Annotated in this window: 15 protein-coding genes and 1 pseudogene; 14 read left to right on the plus strand and 2 right to left on the minus strand. The window is 51.9% G+C overall.

Features of this window, described 5'->3' with window-relative positions; genetic code table 11:
- Nucleotides 1–264: 264 nt before the first annotated feature.
- The 6 genes from AC0YOA_RS17935 (at nucleotide 265) to AC0YOA_RS17960 (ending at nucleotide 8,764) form a co-directional block, all read left to right on the plus strand.
- A complete protein-coding gene (locus tag AC0YOA_RS17935) occupies nucleotides 265–2,082 on the plus strand; it encodes a sensor histidine kinase (protein WP_475787743.1) in 1,818 nt (605 codons plus the stop codon).
- Between the two features lies 1 nt (nucleotide 2,083).
- A complete protein-coding gene (locus AC0YOA_RS17940) occupies nucleotides 2,084–3,631 on the plus strand; it encodes a response regulator (protein ID WP_475787744.1) in 1,548 nt (515 codons plus the stop codon).
- Between the two features lie 209 nt (nucleotides 3,632–3,840).
- Nucleotides 3,841–5,361, plus strand: coding sequence for an ABC transporter substrate-binding protein (locus AC0YOA_RS17945; protein ID WP_475787745.1), 1,521 nt, complete (start codon nucleotides 3,841–3,843; stop codon nucleotides 5,359–5,361).
- A gap of 72 nt (nucleotides 5,362–5,433) precedes the next feature.
- Nucleotides 5,434–6,372, plus strand: coding sequence for an ABC transporter permease (locus AC0YOA_RS17950; protein WP_475769877.1), 939 nt, complete (start codon nucleotides 5,434–5,436; stop codon nucleotides 6,370–6,372).
- 19 nt (nucleotides 6,373–6,391) lie between these two features.
- Nucleotides 6,392–7,303 (plus strand): carbohydrate ABC transporter permease, encoded by a 912-nt coding sequence (locus tag AC0YOA_RS17955; RefSeq protein ID WP_475769878.1) that lies wholly within the window; start codon nucleotides 6,392–6,394, stop codon nucleotides 7,301–7,303.
- Nucleotides 7,304–7,444: 141 nt separating this feature from the next.
- Nucleotides 7,445–8,764, plus strand: coding sequence for a glycoside hydrolase family 125 protein (locus tag AC0YOA_RS17960; RefSeq protein WP_475787746.1), 1,320 nt, complete (start codon nucleotides 7,445–7,447; stop codon nucleotides 8,762–8,764).
- A gap of 218 nt (nucleotides 8,765–8,982) precedes the next feature.
- Here the strand turns inward: AC0YOA_RS17960 and murI are convergent, their stop codons facing one another.
- The gene (murI, locus tag AC0YOA_RS17965; protein ID WP_475787747.1) at nucleotides 8,983–9,762 is read right to left on the minus strand and encodes a glutamate racemase; all 780 of its coding nucleotides are present in this window, start codon (nucleotides 9,760–9,762) and stop codon (nucleotides 8,983–8,985) included.
- 711 nt (nucleotides 9,763–10,473) lie between these two features.
- On the opposite strand from murI, the gene AC0YOA_RS17970 reads away from it, so the two are divergent.
- The 8 genes and pseudogenes from AC0YOA_RS17970 (at nucleotide 10,474) to AC0YOA_RS18005 (ending at nucleotide 19,345) form a co-directional block, all read left to right on the plus strand.
- Nucleotides 10,474–11,490: a polysaccharide deacetylase family protein gene (locus AC0YOA_RS17970; protein WP_475787748.1), complete on the plus strand. Its 1,017-nt coding sequence runs from the start codon at nucleotides 10,474–10,476 to the stop codon at nucleotides 11,488–11,490.
- A 262-nt stretch (nucleotides 11,491–11,752) separates the two neighbouring features.
- Nucleotides 11,753–13,120 carry an FG-GAP repeat domain-containing protein gene (locus AC0YOA_RS17975; RefSeq protein WP_475787749.1) on the plus strand — a complete coding sequence of 456 codons (1,368 nt, stop codon included), beginning with the start codon at nucleotides 11,753–11,755 and terminating at the stop codon, nucleotides 13,118–13,120.
- Nucleotides 13,121–13,221: 101 nt separating this feature from the next.
- Nucleotides 13,222–13,590 (plus strand): annotated as a pseudogene (locus AC0YOA_RS17980) (response regulator transcription factor); the annotation flags it as partial.
- A gap of 216 nt (nucleotides 13,591–13,806) precedes the next feature.
- A complete protein-coding gene (locus AC0YOA_RS17985; protein WP_475787974.1) occupies nucleotides 13,807–14,172 on the plus strand; it encodes a winged helix-turn-helix domain-containing protein in 366 nt (121 codons plus the stop codon).
- Nucleotides 14,173–15,594, plus strand: coding sequence for a sensor histidine kinase (locus AC0YOA_RS17990; protein WP_475787750.1), 1,422 nt, complete (start codon nucleotides 14,173–14,175; stop codon nucleotides 15,592–15,594).
- Between the two features lie 483 nt (nucleotides 15,595–16,077).
- The gene (locus AC0YOA_RS17995; RefSeq protein WP_475787751.1) at nucleotides 16,078–17,178 is read left to right on the plus strand and encodes a DUF3048 domain-containing protein; all 1,101 of its coding nucleotides are present in this window, start codon (nucleotides 16,078–16,080) and stop codon (nucleotides 17,176–17,178) included.
- A 533-nt stretch (nucleotides 17,179–17,711) separates the two neighbouring features.
- Nucleotides 17,712–18,323, plus strand: coding sequence for a DUF47 domain-containing protein (locus tag AC0YOA_RS18000; protein WP_210042353.1), 612 nt, complete (start codon nucleotides 17,712–17,714; stop codon nucleotides 18,321–18,323).
- 20 nt (nucleotides 18,324–18,343) lie between these two features.
- Nucleotides 18,344–19,345, plus strand: a complete 1,002-nt coding sequence (locus tag AC0YOA_RS18005; protein ID WP_210042351.1) for an inorganic phosphate transporter — start codon at nucleotides 18,344–18,346, stop codon at nucleotides 19,343–19,345.
- Between the two features lie 196 nt (nucleotides 19,346–19,541).
- On the opposite strand, the gene AC0YOA_RS18010 is transcribed toward AC0YOA_RS18005, so the two are convergent.
- Nucleotides 19,542–20,069 carry an aminotransferase gene (locus AC0YOA_RS18010; protein ID WP_475787752.1) on the minus strand — a complete coding sequence of 176 codons (528 nt, stop codon included), beginning with the start codon at nucleotides 20,067–20,069 and terminating at the stop codon, nucleotides 19,542–19,544.
- Nucleotides 20,070–20,249: the final 180 nt, after the last annotated feature.

A 20,249-nucleotide genomic window follows, 5' to 3' on the forward strand; every position in this document is an offset into this window, starting at 1 on the left:
TCTGATCCTTTCTTCTGTGTGAACTGTGATTGGTTATCAAGGGCGTACAGCCTTTATGATACCAGATTTCGCACATCTGTGCGGGGAGGAAGGGCCCGCAGGGTGATCAGGACAGGATAGCGCTCCTCATGGAAGAGAATACTTCCTAATAAAAATCTTATTTTGGACAGAACTGCATTAATCTCTCCCTTTTTTAATTGGATACAGAGCGCTATGATGAAGGGATGTGGATGGACAAGCGGCAGACGCGGAAGGGGGGCGCCAATGGGACTCAGAAGAGGATATCGCAACTACGTCAGCAATAATTTGTTCGTGAAAATGATCCTGATCTTCTCCGCAATAGCTGTTCTTACCATCATGACGCTCTCTTATTTTACGTTCTATTTTATATCCCGCTCGATTGTGCAGAGCGAGCTTACGAATCAGAAGAACGCGATGGAACGGGTCGACCGTTATATCGCGGCCAAGCATGATTCGGTTCAGCTGATGGTTCAGAATATTTACAGGGATCAGCAGCTTTCAGATAATATGACCTACCTGCTCAAGCATTCCTTTCAGGAGTATGTGAACCGCCGCCTGGATCAGTTTATGGGCAGTCAGAACAGCTCGACCGACGGCATTGCCTACTTGAAGAATATGATTGAGGACGATCAGGATATGGAAAATTTATTGCTGTACAGCACGGAGAAGCAGTTTCTCTATGTACAAAGCCAGCGCAATACGTCCCGGCTGATCACAACGAATCCTTCGAGGTCCTTCATCCCCGATGCGATGGCGCTCCAGAACGGAAACATCTCGGTGCCCAATGAATGGGTGCGCAAAACCATCAATCAACCGGACAAGAGGCTGTATTCGGTTCAGAGCTCCATTAACGATCTCGGCACATTGAAGGCGGTCGGGCAATTGATCGTGTATTTCAATTCCGACAGCATCCTGCAATCGATCTCGGGCTACGAGAAGGATTTTCACGGTTATATTCTCGTTCTGGCATCGGAGGGCGGGGTTATTTTCGACTCGTCGGGCAACTATTACGGGACCACCTATCCTTATGCGGACAAGCTCAATTCGCTGAATATCTCAGGCGAGCTGGAGCAGGATTCTTATATCTCCACGCTGACGCCAAACAATCTCGGTTATGTTGTGGTAGGCGTGGCTCCCAAGCAGGAGGTGGCGGAGTCCTACAGGACGCTCCGCAATCTGATTCTGTTTGTCAGCGCGGCGTGCATCCTCGTTGCGGTCATCGTTCCTTCGCTCGTTGTGATCAATTTCGCCAAGCGCACAAACCGGATCATCCGGTCCATGCGCAAGGTTGAAACCGGCGATACGTCGGTGCGTATCCAGGACACCAAAGAGGATGAGCTCGGACAGATCTCGCGCAGCTTCGATCAAATGCTGGAGGAGCTGACGCGTCATATCGACCGTGTCTATAAAGCGGAAATCAAGCAGAAGCATACGGAGCTTACGGCGATGCAGGCCCGCATCAACCCCCATTTTCTCTACAATACGCTGGAGGTCATCCGGATGAGGGCCATCTCGCAGGGCGTGACGGATGTGAGCGAAATGATTTACAGCCTGGCTGTGCTGTTCAAGAGCTTCGTACAGCAGCAGACCGTGGTCACGCTTCAGGAGGAGATGGAGAACTGCCGCCGTTATCTGGAGCTGTTCCGCATCCGCTACAAGGACAAGTTCAGCTACACGATTGCGTATGAACCGGAGCTTGGCAGCCGGAAAATGATCAAAATGTCGCTGCAGCCCATAGTCGAGAATTATATTGTTCACGGCATACGCGCGGATGATACGGATAATGTGCTGGCTGTGCGTGCAGAGGAGCGGGAAGGCATTATCCATATTGAAATTACGGATAACGGGACCGGCATTGCGCCGGACAAGCTGGAGCGCATCCGCAGCTCATTCCTGCTCCCGGAGGACGACGAAACAAGCGGATCGCTGGGGCTTAGAAGCGTATACGAACGGTTGAAGCTGGTGTATGCGGACGAATGCGGGGTTGAGCTTGCAAGCACGCCCGGCAAGGGCACAACGGTGAAAATCTGGTTTCCAAACACATCAGAGGGGGAAAGCTGATATGTATAAGGCATTTCTGGTCGATGACGAGCCGTTTATTCTGGATGGCTTGTACGATGCGGTGGACTGGTCCTCGTATGGCCTCGAGCTCACCGGCCGGGCAGAGAACGGGAAGCAGGCGCTGGAGCGGATGAAGGAGGTTCCGGTGGATATTCTGATCACCGATATCACCATGCCGGTAATGAACGGCCTTGAGCTGATTTCCGCCGCGCGGCAGCTGTATCCTGAGCTTCGGATCATTATCCTGAGCGGCTATAACGAGTTTGATTATTTAAAGCAGGGCATGAGGCTGGGCATTGAGAATTATCTGCTTAAGCCCATTAATTTTACCGAGTTGACGGAGACCCTGCAGAACACGGTGGAGAAATTGAACGCCTCTGCCTCACAGTCCCTGATTTCCGCTTTCACCGATGATGAGATCGGTATCCTGAGGGACAATATTCTATACCGCTGGATGACCGGCCAGATTTCGCCAGCCGAGCTTGCGGAGCGTGCGAGACTTCTCGGCATCGTCTTTGAATGGCCTTATCTGCTGGCGTCGATCGTCAGGCCCGACGATGAGGATGAGCAGATGGTGCTTGAGCTGAGGCGCGAGATCAAGCAGCGGGTGGCTGCGGACCGCGCCACCGTTTGTTTTACCAATCTGGAAGGGGATATTGTCATTGTTTTTATGGGCGACAGCTCGGAGGCCTGCAAGCTTGCTGCCCTTGACCTCCTGACCAGGCTGCGCGATGAGCTGGGTGAATCCTACCGGTCGCGGATTTCGCTCGGCACCGTGAAGCGCATGGGGGAGGAGCAGCGGCAGAGCTACGAGCAGGCGCGGCGGGCGCAGGAATATTTTCTGATGCTTGGCCGGACGGACATCGCTGAATATGAGACGCTTATTCCGGACCGCGATGCGCAGCTGACGCAAATTCCCGTCGATTGGTCCGATCTCGGCAAGCTGATGGTGGCCAAGGACAAGGAGAATCTGTTTACCCGGATCGAGGAGGAATTCCAGCAGGCGCAGAAGCAGGAGGGCGTTACTCCCGCGCTGCTGCGCAGTCTGGCCATCGAGATGATGCTGCGGCTGAAGATGGAGCTGAACGATTTGAAATCGGCGCAGGCTATGGTCAGCGGACTTTATAAGGATGTGTTCGGGAAAGCGGCCCTTGCTTCTGACGTGGCGGAGCTGGTTGCGCTCGTACAGGAAGCGGCCGGGATGATGATCGATATTCTGGGACAGGATGACAGAAGTCCGATTGTCAAACAGGTCCTGAACCATATTCATGAGTTCTATATGGAGGAAATGTCCCTGAAATCGCTGGGGCGCAAATATAACATTCATCCGGGCTACCTGGGCAAGCTGTTCAATAAGGAAACCAACGAAACCTTCACGGATTATATCAATAAATACCGGATTCAGAAAGCGAAGGAAATGCTCAAGGAAACCAATCTGAAGGTGCATGAAATCGCCCGCGGCGTCGGTTATTGGGAAACGGGTTATTTTCACAAGCAGTTCAAGAAATATGTGGGAATCTCGCCGACGGATTATAAAGGGCTTATTTGACGGCCTTTCAGTTGAAGGAAGATGATCCTGCCGGCCCTTGAAGACGGTGAAGGATCATTCTTTCTTAGGAGGAGAAAAGTCCTTCTTTGTTTATTTTGAACACGATATGTCTAGTTTAAGCTCTATTTGTAACGGTTTTCATAAGTTAATGTAAAGAAGAGCCTAAGAGGCATGAAAGAAGCAATCATCAAACGGGAGGGTTAACAAAAATGACAAGAACAAAAAAAAGCGTTGGTCTGGCGCTTGCGCTGATGCTGGTTGTTGCTATGGTCCTGAGCGGCTGCGGCAGCAAGAACAATAACGGCAATACAGCAGCAAATAACGGCGGCAGCACGAACAACAGCACAGCCGGAAACAGCGGCGGCAGCACAGAAGAACCGGTAAATCTGGTCTGGTACACGATCGGTGCTCCGCAAAAAGATATGGACAAGGTTATGGCTGAGGTCAGCAAATATACAGCTGAGAAAATCGGCGTCACTGTAACGATGAAAATGATCGATTTTGGCGACTATGACCAGAAGATGAAGGTCCTTACCGCATCTGGTTCGCCAATGGATATCCTTTTCTCCTGCTCATGGGCGTTTGATTATGTGCAGAATGCACGCAAAGGCGCTTTCGCACCGATTGACGAGCTGCTGACGCAGTACGGACAAGGCATTGTGGATGAGCTTGATCCGGCCTTCCTGGAAGGCTCCAAGGTCGATGGCCATAACTACGGCGTTCCGGCCAACAAAGAGCTGCCTACTCAAGAAGTATGGCGTTTCAACAAAAACCTGGTCGACAAATACAACCTGGACATTTCAAACGTGAATACGCTTGAAAGCCTGGAGCCGCTGCTCAAAACAATCAAGGAAAAAGAGCCGCAGGTTGCACCGTTCGCGGTCAACAAGGATCATGTTCCAGTTGTACCTTATGACTATATTATCCAAAACCTGCCAATGGCAGTAAAACTGGATACGACGGATTTCAAAATCGTCGATGTGCTTGAAACACCTGAAATGAAGCAAGCGCTGGAAACGATGCACAAATACTATACAGCCGGCTACATCTCTCCGGAAGCGGCAACGATCAGCTCGACAGATGACCTGACGAAATCAGGCAAATGGTTCCTGGACCGCGCGTCTTCCCAGCCTTTCGCCGACATTCTCTGGTCGCAAAGCTACGGCTATCCGGTTGTTTCCAAACCGGCTAACGATTCCGTTATTTACAACTGGTCGGTAATGGGTTCCATGCAAGCAATCTCGGCGAACTCCAAACACCCGGACAAAGCAATGCAGTTCCTGAACCTGCTTAACACCGATCCTGTACTGCGCAATATGGTGGATTCCGGTATCGAAGGCGTGCATTACAAAAAAATCGATGATACGCACATGGAAAACCTGCCTGACGCCAAAAACTACGATATGCCTACTTTTGCACTGGGCAATATCATGCTGACTTACCTGAGCGCCGCAGATCCTGCTGACAAATGGGAGCAATTCAAAGCCTATAACGATGCCGGTAAAGCTGCTCCGACGCTCGGCTTCAACTTCGACAGCTCCAAAGTGGTCAATGAACTGGCTGCCATTCAGAACGTGAAAGGCGAATTCTGGCCGGCACTGATGACCGGAACCGCTGATCCGGATAAATACCTGCCGCAGGCAATCGAGAAATTCAAAGCGGCCGGACTGGACAAAATCATTGCTGAGGCCCAGTCCCAACTGGACGCATGGAGAGCAACGCAAAAATAAAGCTTTATGAATCAGGAGGGGGCGGATGCATGCGTCCGCCCCTCCTTTTGTTACCGGATAAGGAGGGATAGAATGAGCACGCTTGGGAGAGTTCTGAAGGATATTGCCAAAAATAGAGCGATGCTGTTCATGGTGCTTCCGGGCACGGTATGGTTTTTCTTTTTCTCCTACTTGCCCATGGCCGGCACCATTATCGCATTCAAGGAATACCGCTTTACACAGGAAGGTTTTCTGGCCAGCATCCTGCAGAGCAAGTGGGTGGGCCTCGATAACTTCAAATTTCTGTTCAGCACCGAGGATGCTTACGTCATAACGCGCAATACCGTGCTTTATAATGTAGCCTTTATTATTCTGGGCCTGATATTCTCAGTGGGTCTGGCCATCATTCTGGTGGAAATCGTCAATAAACGCTTGTCCAAAATTTATCAAACGGCTATTTTCATGCCTTATTTTCTGTCCTGGGTTATTGTCGGCTACTTCGTGTTCAGCTTTCTGAGTGCGGACAAAGGGCTCCTGAACCAGATTCTGGGCTACTTTGGCATGAATCCGATCAATTGGTATGCGGAACCTCACAAATGGCCTTACCTGCTTGTTATTATCAACTTGTGGAAAACCATCGGCTACAGCAGCGTTGTTTATTTGGCAGCCATCATCGGGATCGACAAATCCCTTTATGAAGCGGCCATGATCGACGGTGCAAGCAAATGGAATCAGATCCGGCATATTACGATTCCGATGCTTACGCCGCTTATGACCATCTTGACCCTGCTTGCAATCGGACGCATCTTCTATGCGGACTTTGGTCTGTTCTACCAGGTTACGCGCGATTCAGGCATGCTTTATTCAACGACGAATGTTATCGATACCTATGTGTATCGTGGACTTAAAACGACCGGCGAGATCGGCATGAGCACGGCGGCTGGCTTGTACCAATCGGCAATCGGCTTCATCCTGGTGATCTCATCCAACTGGATCGTACGCAAATTCAACAAAGACAACGCCTTATTCTAATCAGAAAGGAGAAGCGGTCATGTCGAAGACACGAAGCAAGTCCCGCGATTTCCAGCGGTTGTCTCCCCCGGCCAATGTGGTGTTCAACATTATCGCCGCGTTGTTCGCTTTTGCCTGTGTATTTCCTTTTGTTTTCGTGCTGATTATTTCATTTACGGATGAGCTTACGCTGGCCAGCAACGGCTATGCGATTATTCCGGACGTGTGGAGTCTGGATGCCTACCGGTATATATTCAGAACAGGCGATTCCCTGCTTCATTCATACGGCGTCACGATCTTCATCACTGTCGTGGGAACGCTGATCAGCCTGATTTTTATCACCCTGTATGCTTACGCGATTTCCCGCAAAAGCTTCAAGTACCGCCATTTCTTCAGCTTCCTGGCGTTCTTCACGATGCTGTTTAACGGCGGACTTGTCCCGACTTATATCGTCGTAACGCAGCTGTTGCACCTGGGCGACAATATCTGGGCGCTTATTCTGCCGATGGCGGTTAATGCGTTCTACATTATGATTATGCGCACCTTCTTCAGTACGATGGTGCCGGACGCAATCATTGAATCGGGCCGGATCGATGGAGCAGGGGAGCTGCAGACGTTCATCCGTCTGGTTCTGCCGCTCTCTCTGCCGGGTCTTGCGACCATCGGCCTGTTCAGCACGCTGGGCTATTGGAATGACTGGTTCAACGCCCTGCTCTATATCGAAAATCCGGACCTCGTTCCGCTGCAGTCGATGCTGATGCGGATTGAAACCACCATGCAGTTCATTACGCAAAATTCCAATAACTTCAATGCAGGCATGCTTCAGGATATGCCGCAGGAAACCTCGCGTATGGCGATGGTGGTCCTGGCAACAGGGCCGATTATTTTGGCTTATCCGTTTTTCCAGCGGTATTTTGTGCAGGGCTTGACGATTGGCGCGGTAAAAGAATAAATGGAAAGGTTGTTCAAAACGTCCGACTTCGATCGCGAAGATTACCAGGAAGCGGATCTTCTCGGTGCTAAAAGTCGAACGTTTTGAACTTATATTTAAATGATGATCATATCCCCGTGGGGATGCGGGAGGAAATAAGAGATGAAGCAGTTCCGTTTACCGAAAATCACTATGCCGGAGCTTCCGCTTCCGGCCGCCGTTCAGGCAGTATTGGATGAGGCGGAGGAGAAGCTGGCCCATCGTCCCAAGCTGCTCCAGCTGTTCCGGAATTGTTTTCCCAATACGCTGGAAACCGCAACGAAGCTGATGGACGACGATACCACCTTTATCCTGACCGGCGATATCCCGGCCATGTGGCTGCGCGATTCCGTCGAGCAGGTCATCCACTATGTGCCGTTGGCCGCGGAAGATGCGGATCTGCAGCGGATTCTCGGCGGCTTGATCAAGCGTCATATGGCATCGATTATCATCGATCCGTATGCCAATGCATTCAATGAATCGGCGAATGACTGGCATTGGAATGCCGCAGATGAGACGGAGATGGGACCATGGGTCTGGGAACGCAAGTTCGAGCTCGACTCCATCTGTTTCTCGGTCCGGCTGGCCCATATGTATTGGAAGGCTACCGGCCTGACAGACATCTTCGATGCGAATTTCAAGGCGGCGATGAAAGTCATTGTAAAGCTGTGGAGAACCGAGCAGCGTCATGACGAGCTTTCATTTTACCGCTTCACGCGCAATAACGGCGTCGCAACCGACACCTTGCGCAATGACGGCGCCGGGATGCCGGTGAATTATACGGGAATGATCTGGTCGGGCTTCCGGCCAAGCGATGATGCGTGCGATTTTCACTATAATGTGCCTGCCAATATGTTTGCGGCGGTCTCATTGGCCCAGCTTGGCGAAATTGCCGAGTGGGTGTTCCGGGATTCCGCGCTCGTGCAGGAGCTTGGCAGGCTGGAGGCGGATGTCCGCCACGGCATTGAGCTGTACGGCATCTACCGTCATCCGGAATTCGGCTCGATCTATGCGTATGAGACCGACGGCTTCGGCAATTACTGTCTGGCTGACGATGCCGGCACGCCGGGGCTGATGTCAATTCCTTATTTGGGCTATACGACCGCCGACAATCCGGTGTATCAGAACACGCGAAGGTTCGCTTTGAGCCGCAGCAACCCTTACTATTACGAGGGCAGCGCGGCCCGGGGAATCGGCAGCCCGCACACGCCTCCGGGTTACATCTGGCATATGGCTTTGTCGATGCAGGGAATAACCGCCTCATCGGATGAGGAGAAGCTGGCGATGATCGCCATGCTGGAAGCGACCGATGCGGATACGGGCTATATGCATGAAGGCTTTCATGCCGATGACCCTGGCGTGTACACGAGAGACTGGTTCGTCTGGTCGAACAGCCTGTTCTCGCAGCTTGTGTACAAAGCGATGAAGGAAGGCATTTTATAGAGCGGATGGAAGATGAAAGACGCCGGAACGGTTGCTGTTCCGGCGTCTTTTGTGACGTTCATTTCTAATTCTCACTTTTATAAAATGTCGGTGCAGTCCATAATGTACTGTTGATAAGCAAGGAGTTTCCCGCTTGGAGCAGCCGATGCTGATACGAGAGCGAATGGACAAAAAGAAAGGACCATAATGATCCTTTTCTGTTGAGCTTAACGTACCTGTTAGTTCAACGCATCTAACATTAATAATAGGTTTTTATAACGAGATAACGTTTCCGTATCTTCAATTTTATAATCGGATTGAAAAAACAAAATATCCCCTGTACCGCCTCCTACTTGATTCCTTGCTTCGAGTATTCGTCTTAAATTTTTAGCGGTACCAATACTTCCGGAAATAATGTCTACTCCCTCAGGAAATAATTTCTTTAGGCTATCTTCAAAAAAGGGGAAATGAGTACATCCCAAAACAACGGTTCCAAACTGGTTCAAATCAAATGACGATAATTCCTCTCTTAAATAGGGTATAATTCTTTCTTCATCGAATTCAAATTTCTCTGCGAATTGAACAAGTCCGGGAAGGGGTAATCTTTCAACTAAGTCTTGATGGTCTATGCTTCTCACAAGAGTATTAAACTTTTCCTCTTTTAGAGTTAAATTAGTCCCTAAAACCAAAACTTTTTTTTGCTTTCCTTCCCATTTTAGAACAGCTGGTTTTACGGCAGGCTCTATACCTACAATTGGGAAATCATACTTTTTGCGAAGTTCTTCAATACTTATACAGGTTGCAGTATTACAGGCAATGACGAGTGCTTTCACGTCTTGCTCGGCAATAAAGTCGACTGCATGGAAAATATAGTCCCTAACCTCTTCCTTTGGTTTTTCACCGTATGGAATATGTAAGGTATCAGCATAAAAGATGTAGTCTTCATGTGGAAGGAATCGCAATGCTTGATGAAGTACTGTTAAACCACCTATGCCAGAATCAAAAAATCCTATTCTCACGAAAATCACTCTTTCGCATCACAATTTGTGTTCTATCTTATTTTATCATTCATGTCTTTCAAGTAAACTGCCAGTTAACTTTAACAAACGAAAAAGGAGCTGCTGCGCGGCAAGCTCCTCACTAACGTGCCCAGTTAGTCTAAAACACTTTTACGTCTCAATAAGTGGTGTATAAGAAAATCAATAACAACCGCAATCAAGAAGAATGAGCTAAAATGCATAAGATAGGCAGTATAGTGAACTCTGAGTTGTTTAAGCATATTAGTATGCTGACTAAGGAGAGCCAAAATGTAAACTTCTTCAATAAAAACAGCACTTTCACCTCCAAAAATTACCCAAAATACAATATGCCATATGCCTATTAAAAACGACATCTGAAGCAAACCGTTATTCCACTATCATGCTTCTTTAGCTTAACGACTATGCTGAATTAGTTCCCTTACAAAACATTTGATTGTAAGTGATGAAACCCGGGAAAAAATCGATATCTTCTAGATGTTCCAGTGGAAAACCTATCGTCAGTCCGTATGGCGATGCCCCTTTTGGTTGTAATTCGGGAATATAGTGAAGGTTTCAATCTATTCCAGCTCATAGGATTCCCTTGGGAGTGTTAGTAATTTGAAATACATATCCGATGTTACACTTTTGTAACGACTTATTAACATCGCTCCTTTACCATAAAGGTATAGCAATGAACAGGGAGAGAGCGATATGATACCCAGAGAAACAGTCACAGCCAGAAACAGAAAGAAACGTCGTCGGTTTGTGCTGCTCATTATTTCGATAGCCGTCATTTTCTTTATTGCCGGATACAATACCCAGTCTGCATGGGAGCTGTGGGCGGATGAAGGAGTGAGGGGCGCCGTCGAAGGCACTGAGGCTCTTGGCGGAGCGGGGAACGCAGCACCCCTTGAAGGTGGTAATGTAGCGTCGGCAGCAGGCAGGGACGATGGAGCGGGAGCGGCGCAATCGGAGGCGCAAGTCCGGGAGGCTGCTGGCAGCAAGAATACGGCAAGCGGTCAGATACAGAAGGCGCCTGAGGGCGGCAATACGGTGCAGAAGGCGAACACTCCGGGTGGTGCAGCGGCAGTGAAGCTGGATAAACCTACACTCCCGGTTGTACAATATACAGCAAAGACTGGAAGCAAGCTGGTGGCTCTTACGTTTGATGACGGGCCGGATAATCATTACACACCGGCTATTCTGGATATTTTAAAGGAATACAAGGTCAAGGCAACCTTCTTCACAGTAGGCACGCAGGTTAAGAAATACCCCGATATGATGAAACGCATTGTTAAGGAAGGCCATGAAATCGGCAATCATACCTATCATCATAAGGATTTGACGAAGCTTGACAGCCTGCATATCGGCAATGAAATCATGTGGACGGACACGTTGATTCAGAAGGCGGTGGGGTTCGTGCCCCGTCTGGTCCGGGCGCCTTACGGCGCGACTAACAATATATTGGATGCAATGATCGCCGGCAGCAACCGCGATCTTGTAGGTTGGACGGTCGATACGAGAGACTGGGCGGGCGAATCGGTAGCGAGCATCAGGGCCAACGTGAACAAAAATACGAAGCCGGGCGGTATTATTCTCATGCACTCCTTCGGCAGCAGCCATATTAAGAACTCGGTGGCCGCTCTGCCCGGCGTGATCAAGGACCTGCAGAAGAAGGGTTATACCTTTGTAACCGTGGATCAATTATTGGCTGCGAAGAAGCATTAGGCTGCATACAGCATGAGGCTCGGAATGCCATAGGTCGTTCATTCATAAAAGCAGTTTTGCTGCGTACAGAGAATGGCACAACATACAAAAGAAGACATCTATCCTTCGTAAGTGCTGCAAGCGAGTTTGCCGCTTGCCGCTTGGCGAAGAAGCTTTTTTAGAATGATACAGCGGATGTCTTCTCCTGCAGCGGTTATGACGACCGGAAGGGACGGGGCAATAACAGATGAAGCGACGATATAAAAGGGGGAGCCCCGGCTGGATGCCAGGGTTAATCATGGTCGGTATGCTCGTTCTTTCAGGCTGCCAATACACGACTACACCGGCAGACCTGCTGCTCAGTCCGCAATCGACGCCGGAGAACGCGAAGCTGGCTTCAGCGGTGCGCGACGCGCTTCCGGTCCGGGCCAAGCTTGCGCTTCCGGTTCAGGAAGCATCGAATGCCGCCGTCAACAAAACGGATATTGACGGCGACGGGGAGCAGGAAGCGATTGTCACGTTCGTCACGGAGAATGATACGGAGCAGGTTATGGTGCTGAAGCAGCAGAATGACCGCTGGAAAAAATGGTTCACATTCGACGAGTCCTCAAGCTACGGCATTGATTTGCTGCAGGTGGCCGATCTGGATCAGGATGGGCAGCCGGAGGTGCTGATTGGCTGGAATCAATACGGCGAGCCTCAGCATAGTCTGGCTGTCTATCATATTAATGATTCGTATAACGGCGATAGTCTGCCCGGCCCCATTGCCGAGCTGCCCTATGACTCGCTTGGCATTGGCGATGCGGATGGCGATGGCCGCTCGGAGCTGGTGTTGATCCAGCTGGACCGCGAGCAGATGAAGGCTTCCGCCCATTTGCACCGCATTCATGAGGGCAAGGTGGAGGAAATCGCTTCGGCCCCTTTGAACGGGAATGTGAACGGGTATTATAATATCGTAGTGGGCAAAATCGCTGCAGACCGCTATGGCATCCTAGCTGACGCCAGTCTGGGAGCACACTCCTCCAGTACAGTCATGCTGGCCTGGAATGAAGGGAAGCTCAGCAAAATTTATCCCAGGCCTACCTCAAACGGCGAGGTCGTAGAGAATAATTCCCGGCAGACCGTAGGCGGGGACGGGAACGGAGACGGCATTCTGGACATTAACGTGACGCTGGAGGCTCCCGGACAAGCTCCGAACCTGCCGTACAGCGATCTTCTCTGGCTCGAACAATATAAGCAGTGGGATGGCGGGGAAGAGTTCCAGGTGGTACAGGAGAGATATGTGGACGAAACGGACGGCTACGAGCTGCGGTTTCCTGCGGAATGGCGTGAGAAATATACGGTGCATCTCACCAATGACAGCGATGTGAGAGAACTGGCTGTTGATTATTACAATCAGCAGACGGAGGACCGGGCGGAGCTGTTCGCGATTGAACCGGTGCCTCTGGCGGACTGGAGCGATAAAGAGCAGGAGCTGCAGGATGATTCCAGAAGAGTGACGGTGCTGACGGAAGCTGGCGGATTTGTGTATGCTGCCGTCTGGTCGGAGGCTCCGGAGGACTGGACCGCTGACAGCAAGCAGGATTATGATCAGCTGCAGCTGGATGAAGTGACGTTGAAGCAGATTTTCAGGCTGATTCCCCAGCATTAAATATTCATGGGATTAAATAAAGGTAATCGTTGCATCAAATGGACGGTCCGCTCAAGGTTTATCCCGGGCGGCCCGCCGCTGTCGGGAGGTAGAAGCCATATATGCGAATATTGCTGCTGGAAGACGAGGAAGCCATTCGCGGTTTTATCCGCATTAATTTAAAACGCAACGGAATGGATGTAACGGAAGCCGGGGATGGAGAGACCGCATTGGCGCTTGCCTATGCGGCTTCTCCTCCTTTTGACGTAGCGCTGCTGGATGTGATGCTGCCGACGATCAGCGGTTTTGAAGTGTGCGGCGAGCTGCGCGGGAGATTTCCGAGCATGGGAATCATTATGCTGACGGCCAAGTCCCAGGAGGAGGACAAAATCCGCGGCCTGGAGCTGGGGGCCGACGATTATGTGCAGAAGCCGTTCAGCCCCGGCGAGCTGATCGCCAGGCTGAACGCCCTGCACCGGCGGATGATGCCGGGCGGCTTGACTTCGCAGGATGCCCGGGCGGCGGCGGGCAGCGGCGGCATTGCCGAAGCTGGAGCGCCCGATGACGAAGCCGGAAGCACAGGTGCTGGCGGTTCCGCTGCCCAGGGAGCCGGGCAGGGCAGGCAGCCCGGCTCGCCTCATACGGACGAAGCGGCGACGGGAAGTACGGCAGCTAATATGGGGCGATCTGCAGGAGAAAGCCCAGACATGCTGAGCGGAAGCACGCCGGCTCAAGCGGGGCAGCGATCTCCCGGCGAGCGTGCAGGCGAGCTGCGATCAGGACCGTTCCGGCTGTCGGCGGCGGAGCGGCGTCTGTGGAAGGGCGGCGAGGAGATCGTGCTTACGCCGACGGAGTGGACGCTTGTCCTGCTGCTCATGGAGCGCGAAGGGGAAGGACTCAGCCGCGACGATATTCTGGATGCGGTATGGGGGAGGCATTTTATCGGCGACCTGAAAATCGTCGATGTGAATATCCGGCGAATCCGCCAGAAGCTTGAGGACGAGCCATCCGATCCGCGATATATTGAGACCCTCTGGGGCTTTGGATACCGCTGGAAACGGAGCGGATTTTAGATGAGCAGCCTGAGGACTCGCATGGTATGGAGCTACGGGGTGCTCATTACGCTTGTTGTGGTGCTGCTCGGCGCCATGTTCGTTACCCTGGTATGGAATTATTATTATGGAAGCGCCGTCGGTTCCGTCATCCAGCGTGCGGAGACGGAGGCAGCCCTCCATAACCGCAATATTTCCTACCAGCCCATGGAGGATAAGGCAAGCTATATGCTGCAAAATATGTCCGAGGGCACCGCGCATCTGCAGCTGCTGGACTACACGGGCTACCTGGTGGTGGACAGCGACGGCCTGCCGGGAAACGGGGAAGTGGTTGAAACGCCCGATGTGCTTGAGGCGATGGGAGGCAAACGCGGCGTCTGGCGCGGAGTGGATCCTGTGACGAATGAGCGTATTGCGGCTGTCACGCTGCCGGTCAAACAGGATAAGCATATTGTCGCTATGTTCCGTTACACGGCCTCTTTGGTGAGCGTGGATGAAACAGTCCGCAATATGCTGTGGATCACGGTGCTGGTGGGCTTCATTGTGGTGCTGCTGTTCTTTGCCATGAGCGTGCTGCTGGCGAACCGGATTGCCAGGCCGATCCGTAATTTGACGCGGGTAGCCGAGCAGATGGCGGAAGGAGACTGGTCGCGCAGAGCCACCCCGCATGATCATGATGAGATCGGGCGGCTGGCGGAGACGCTCAATACGATGGCCTCCGAGCTTACCCGGCGGGAGAAGCTGAAGAATGATTTTATTTCTTCCATTTCCCATGAGCTGCGGACACCGCTGACCTCGATCAAGGGCTGGAGCGAAACGCTCGCAGGCGACCCTTCCGATGCGGAGGAGCTTCAGATGGGCTTGACGATTATTGACCGGGAGACCGACCGGCTGTCGGGGCTTGTGGAGGATCTGCTTGATTTCTCGAAGCTTTATGCCAAGAGCATCATTCTGCATCCCCAATCGGTGGACCTGCTGAAGCCGGTCAAGGAGACCATGCGCCAGTTCGATGCGCGCGTCCAGAGGGAAGGAATCCGCCTCACGGCAAACTTCGGGAATACGCCGCCGCTGCTGGTGGAAGCCGATGCCAACCGGATGAAGCAGGTGTTGATCAATGTGCTGGACAACGCCTTCAAATTCACCCCGAGCGGAGGAAGCGTGGTTGTATCGGCCGAGCAGGAACCCGGCTGGGCCCGTATTGCCATTCAGGATACGGGCTGCGGCATATCGCCGGAGGATCTGCCCCATGTGCTGGACAAATTCTACAAGGGCGGGAGCCAGAAGATGGGCAGCGGTCTGGGGCTTGCCATCTGCAAGGAAATCGTGGAGCTTCATGGCGGGGCTTTTCGCGTGGACAGTGTATGGGAAGAAGGCACAACGGTGACCATCCGTCTCCCGCTCGCGGTCCAGGAGCCGCCGTCTCCGGAAGAGCCCGGCATCTAAAGGGAGCGGGCTGTTATTCTTTATAAAAGAGGGATTTGCGCTTCGCGAAGATGTAGGCAACAGACGCCGCTGCTCCTATTATCAGGACGATGACAAGCCAGTGGCGGCCCGTCCATTCAATCAGCTGGGGCATTATGCTTCAGCTCCTTTTTTTTGAAACATCAGAAAGCATTAAAGTTGACTTGTCCTTTACTGATATTTCTTCCCGCAGGAAATGAACAGGTCTTAAGTAGTATGGAAACTTAGTGACACAGTATACCCACGAAATTGGCGGTATCCCTTCCTGCTCAGACTCGCTCAATTGACATCAATTCCATTTGCATACTAATCTCTGTTCTGCCCCATGATATCCTCTCTCCAGAACGGACGCTCCTTGTTCGGCCAGGCGGACATCCATGAAAAACAAGACAATCCTCCTTTGCGTATGGTTTAATAAGGAAATAGGAAAAAGGCAGTCATCACAAGCAAAAAGGTGGTTTACTCATGGTTGATAAAGGCCGTACAACCTTCCGGCGCATCGCAGGCAGCGGGCTGATTGCCCTGTTCCTGCTGCTTATGGGCAGTCTCTCCGGGTGCAGTGGAGCCGATAAGCTGAATAGTGATCCCAAGCCGCTCACCGAGGAGAAGCCTGTCCCCATCCCGGAGCCTACTCCCAAGCCGGAGCCGGAGCCGGACCCCGTCCCTGCCTTCAGGGCGTCGCTTACGGGACTGCCGCTTGAGCAGGAAGCGTTGGAGCGTCCGATAGCGGTTATGGTCAATAATATGGCGCTGGCTCGGCCCCAGTCCGGTCTGCCCCATGCCGATATGGTGTGGGAGGTGCTGGCAGAGGGTGGAATCACACGTTTGGTAGCGATTTTTCAGAGCGATAATTTCAAGGATCCGATCGGTCCGATCCGCAGCAACCGCCCCTATCTGATTGAAATTGGAGATACCTTCAACGCGATTCTGGCGCATGCCGGGGCAAGCACGGACGGTTACGATATTTTGCAGCATCAGGGCAAGGCCTATCTCGATGAAATCTCCAATGCGGGCAGCTACTTCTGGCGGGAGTCGTTCCGCAAAGCGCCGCATAATTTATATTCCAACATCGAGAAGCTGCGGGAAGGCGCCGCCCACAAGAAATACAAGGACACGGTCGCAATACCGGCCTATCCGTTCTCCGATGTAGGTGCGACGGTCGGAGGGATGGCGGCCACGAAGGTAGAAATTCATTTTCTGCTGAAGGATTACAAGGTTTCTTATGCGTTCGATGAAGCCAGGAAGATCTATGCACGGTCGATCAACGACAAGCCGCATACGGATTTGACCACGGAGGAGCAGCTGACGGCGACGAATCTGGTTATTATCGGGGCTGCGCACCACACCTACGACGATTACGGAAGACTGGAAATTGATCTGCAGTCCGGCGGCCCGGCGGTGCTGTTCCAGCTGGGGCAGGCGGTCGACTGCGAGTGGGTGCGGGCCGATGACGGAGCGATCAGGCTGATGAAGGAGGGGCGCGAGCTGCCATTTGTCCCGGGCAAGACGTTCTATCACATTGTACCGATGACCCCCTCGTTTGAGGAGCATCTGAGCTACAGCTGATGATTTCAGATGCTTAAGGCATGGTTTCAGACAGATAAAGACGGGTGACCGGGCGGCTGGCATGCTGACCCGGTTTTCTTGTTGTATCCGGTCAATGGGGAGCATCCGGCTGGCTTATTCCGTGCTGTGCAGTTAAGCGGGAAATATCCGGTTTACCTTGGCAGCGGGGATGGCCTTCAGCAGATACACAATGATGATGCGGCTATGCCCATTTACACCGAATGTCCATAAGACTGGTTATTTTAAGCGGTTAAGGAATACAATAGCGGTGCGGGCTGGATTTTTACTTCAATCATGCAGGGGTATTCGGGCAGGAAACGATTCCGGAATCTTAGCGGCAGATCCTTTTCTCCTTGAAAGGACCGAAAAAAATAGCTGGAAAATTTATTTTTGCTGTTTTTCATAAAAAGTCATAAAACCTTTACAATCCCTTAACAATTGCAAGGTAAACTATGTTAAGCTATTGTCGGTTTCATATGTTCACTTAAGTGCATGTTTTTTCACAATAAAGATAAGGGCGAAGGGGAATACCGATGTTTAAGAAAAAGGACATTTTTTTTACGACTTTGGAAGCGATGGCAGATACGATTCTTGAGGCTGTTCAATATTTTGAGGTCAATGTCGCGAAAATCAGGGATGTTACCCAGTTCGCAAAGGATATGAAGGAGTATGAAACCACCTGCGACAGCTATGTACATACCATCCTGACAGAGCTGAACAAAACGTTTATTACGCCGATTGAGCGTGAGGATATCATGGCGCTGACCACATCGCTTGACGATGTGCTGGACGGTATTGAAGCATCTGCATCGCGCTTTGAAATGTACAATGTCACGGAGCCCGATGAGTATATTACCTTGTTCGCCGAAATTCTGCTCCGCAGCGCCCAGCAGATCAAGAAGGCGATCTATCTATTGTCGGAGAAGAAGCTTCTGGCAATCCGGGAGCCGGCTATCTCGATTAATGAACTGGAGAACCAGGCCGATGATCTGCTGCGGGTATGCATCAAAAGTTTGTTTGCCAATGTGAAGGATCCGATTGAACTGATCAAGCGCAAGGAAATCTATGAGCGGCTGGAGCAAACGACCGATTGCTGCGAAGACGTTGCCAACACACTCGAAACCATCATCATGCGCAACAGCTAAGGAGTAGGTGACGAGCGGGTATGGATATGATGTACATCTGGGTTGGAGCAGTCATTTTTCTCGCATTGGCATTTGACTTTATAAATGGGTTTCACGATACGGCCAATGCCATTGCAACGTCCGTATCGACAAGAGCGCTCTCGCCGCGTATGGCGATTGTTATTGCATCCGTCATGAACTTCACAGGAGCCATGCTGTTCACCGGCGTGGCCAAAAAAATCGGCAGCGGCATCGCCGACCCCGCCACGCTTGACAACGGGGTACAGGTTATCGTCGCCACACTGATATCCGCCATTATCTGGAACCTGGTCACCTGGTGGTTCGGCATTCCTTCCTCCTCCTCGCACGCTCTGGTCGGTTCGCTTGCCGGTGCGGTTGTTAGCGCGGACGGATTTGGCGCCCTCAATGAGGGCGGCTTCACCGAAATAGTAAAAGCACTTATTTTCTCGCCGTTAATTGCCTTTGCAGGCGGCTTTATTGTGATGTGGCTCCTGAAGAAGATTTTCGCCAAATCCAGCCCGCATCAGATCAACAAAGGCTTCCGTACGGGGCAGATCATAACGGCTGCCTTCCAATCGTTCACGCACGGCACCAACGATGCGCAGAAGGCGATGGGAATTATGACCTTCGCACTGGTGACGGCAGGCCTGCAGGACAACATCGAGCATATACCGCTGTGGGTCAAAATATCCGCAGCAACCGCCATGGCGCTTGGCACCTCCATCGGCGGCTGGAAAATCATCAAAACGATGGGCACCAAGATTTTCAAAATCGAGCCGATCAACGGCTTTGCGGCAGACATCACGTCGGCATCGGTTATCCTGACCGCCACGCTTACGCATCTGCCGGTCAGCACCACGCATGTCATTACCTCCTCGATTCTGGGCGTCGGCAGCGCGAAGCGCTTCTCGGCTGTGAAGTGGGGGCTTGCCGGGCGGATCGTGGTCTCCTGGATCGTAACCATTCCGGTGACGGTGCTTCTATCCGCTCTGATCTATCAGATTATGCTGCTGTTTATGTAGCTTCCCGTGAATGATAACAGGCTGGCTGTCAATGCCGCAGGCGCATCAAGCGTCCAGCGGCTTCTGACATCCAGCCTTTCTTGTTCAATGTTGGTTACATTTGCTCACTCAAGTTCGTTTTATCCCATAGAATGTTCTTGAATGTCGGGCATCCCAATAGGATGAGCGTGTCTGCCCCCAGGCCGTTTGCGATTTATTAACGCTTCCGTTTCTTGCTGACAGGGCGCCGCTTGCGCTTGGAGCCGGAACCTGCCCCTCTTGGCCGCCGGCGCTTCTTGCGCCGCGTTATTGCCGCATCCTCCTCTTCGTCTGCGTCTTTTTTGCCGAAGGAGCCTGCCAGCACCTTGATCAACGGGGCCATCTGGGTAATGCTGCCGACAACCTTCTGCACCTTGGTCATCGTGCTGACAATACCCTCGATGCCGCCCATCCGGTCGACAATTCCTTTGATATCGCTCAGGCTGGTAGGCAGCGAGAAGCCGCCTACTTTGGCCGGCACTGCCGTTACGCCTTCGGTAATCGTCTCCGCAAGCGGAACGATAGCGCCCGGACCGGGGTTCTGAAACTGCCCGGGATTGAAGGGAGCTCCCTGGTTAAAGCCCATATTTCCTCCGCCGAAGAAGGGATCGGAGATGCCCGGAAAGGGGCCGGGACCCGGCCCCCCGAGAGGCGGCTGCTGAAAGCTTCTATGGGACGGATCGTAGCGGTATTTCACGCGGATCACAACCTTTTTCCGTTTTGTTTATAGTCTATGGCATAGGCAAACATAAGGATTGGACGAATGCCCGGTTTTGCCTTAAAAAATTCCGCAGGTGCGGGTATTTGCGAGCCGAACGGTTCTTCTATCCTGTAATGCGTGAATACGGTAACGCTTGAAAAGTAAGCCTGAAACCGATACAATGAG

The organism is Paenibacillus sp. JT22N12 (genome assembly GCF_056269365.1).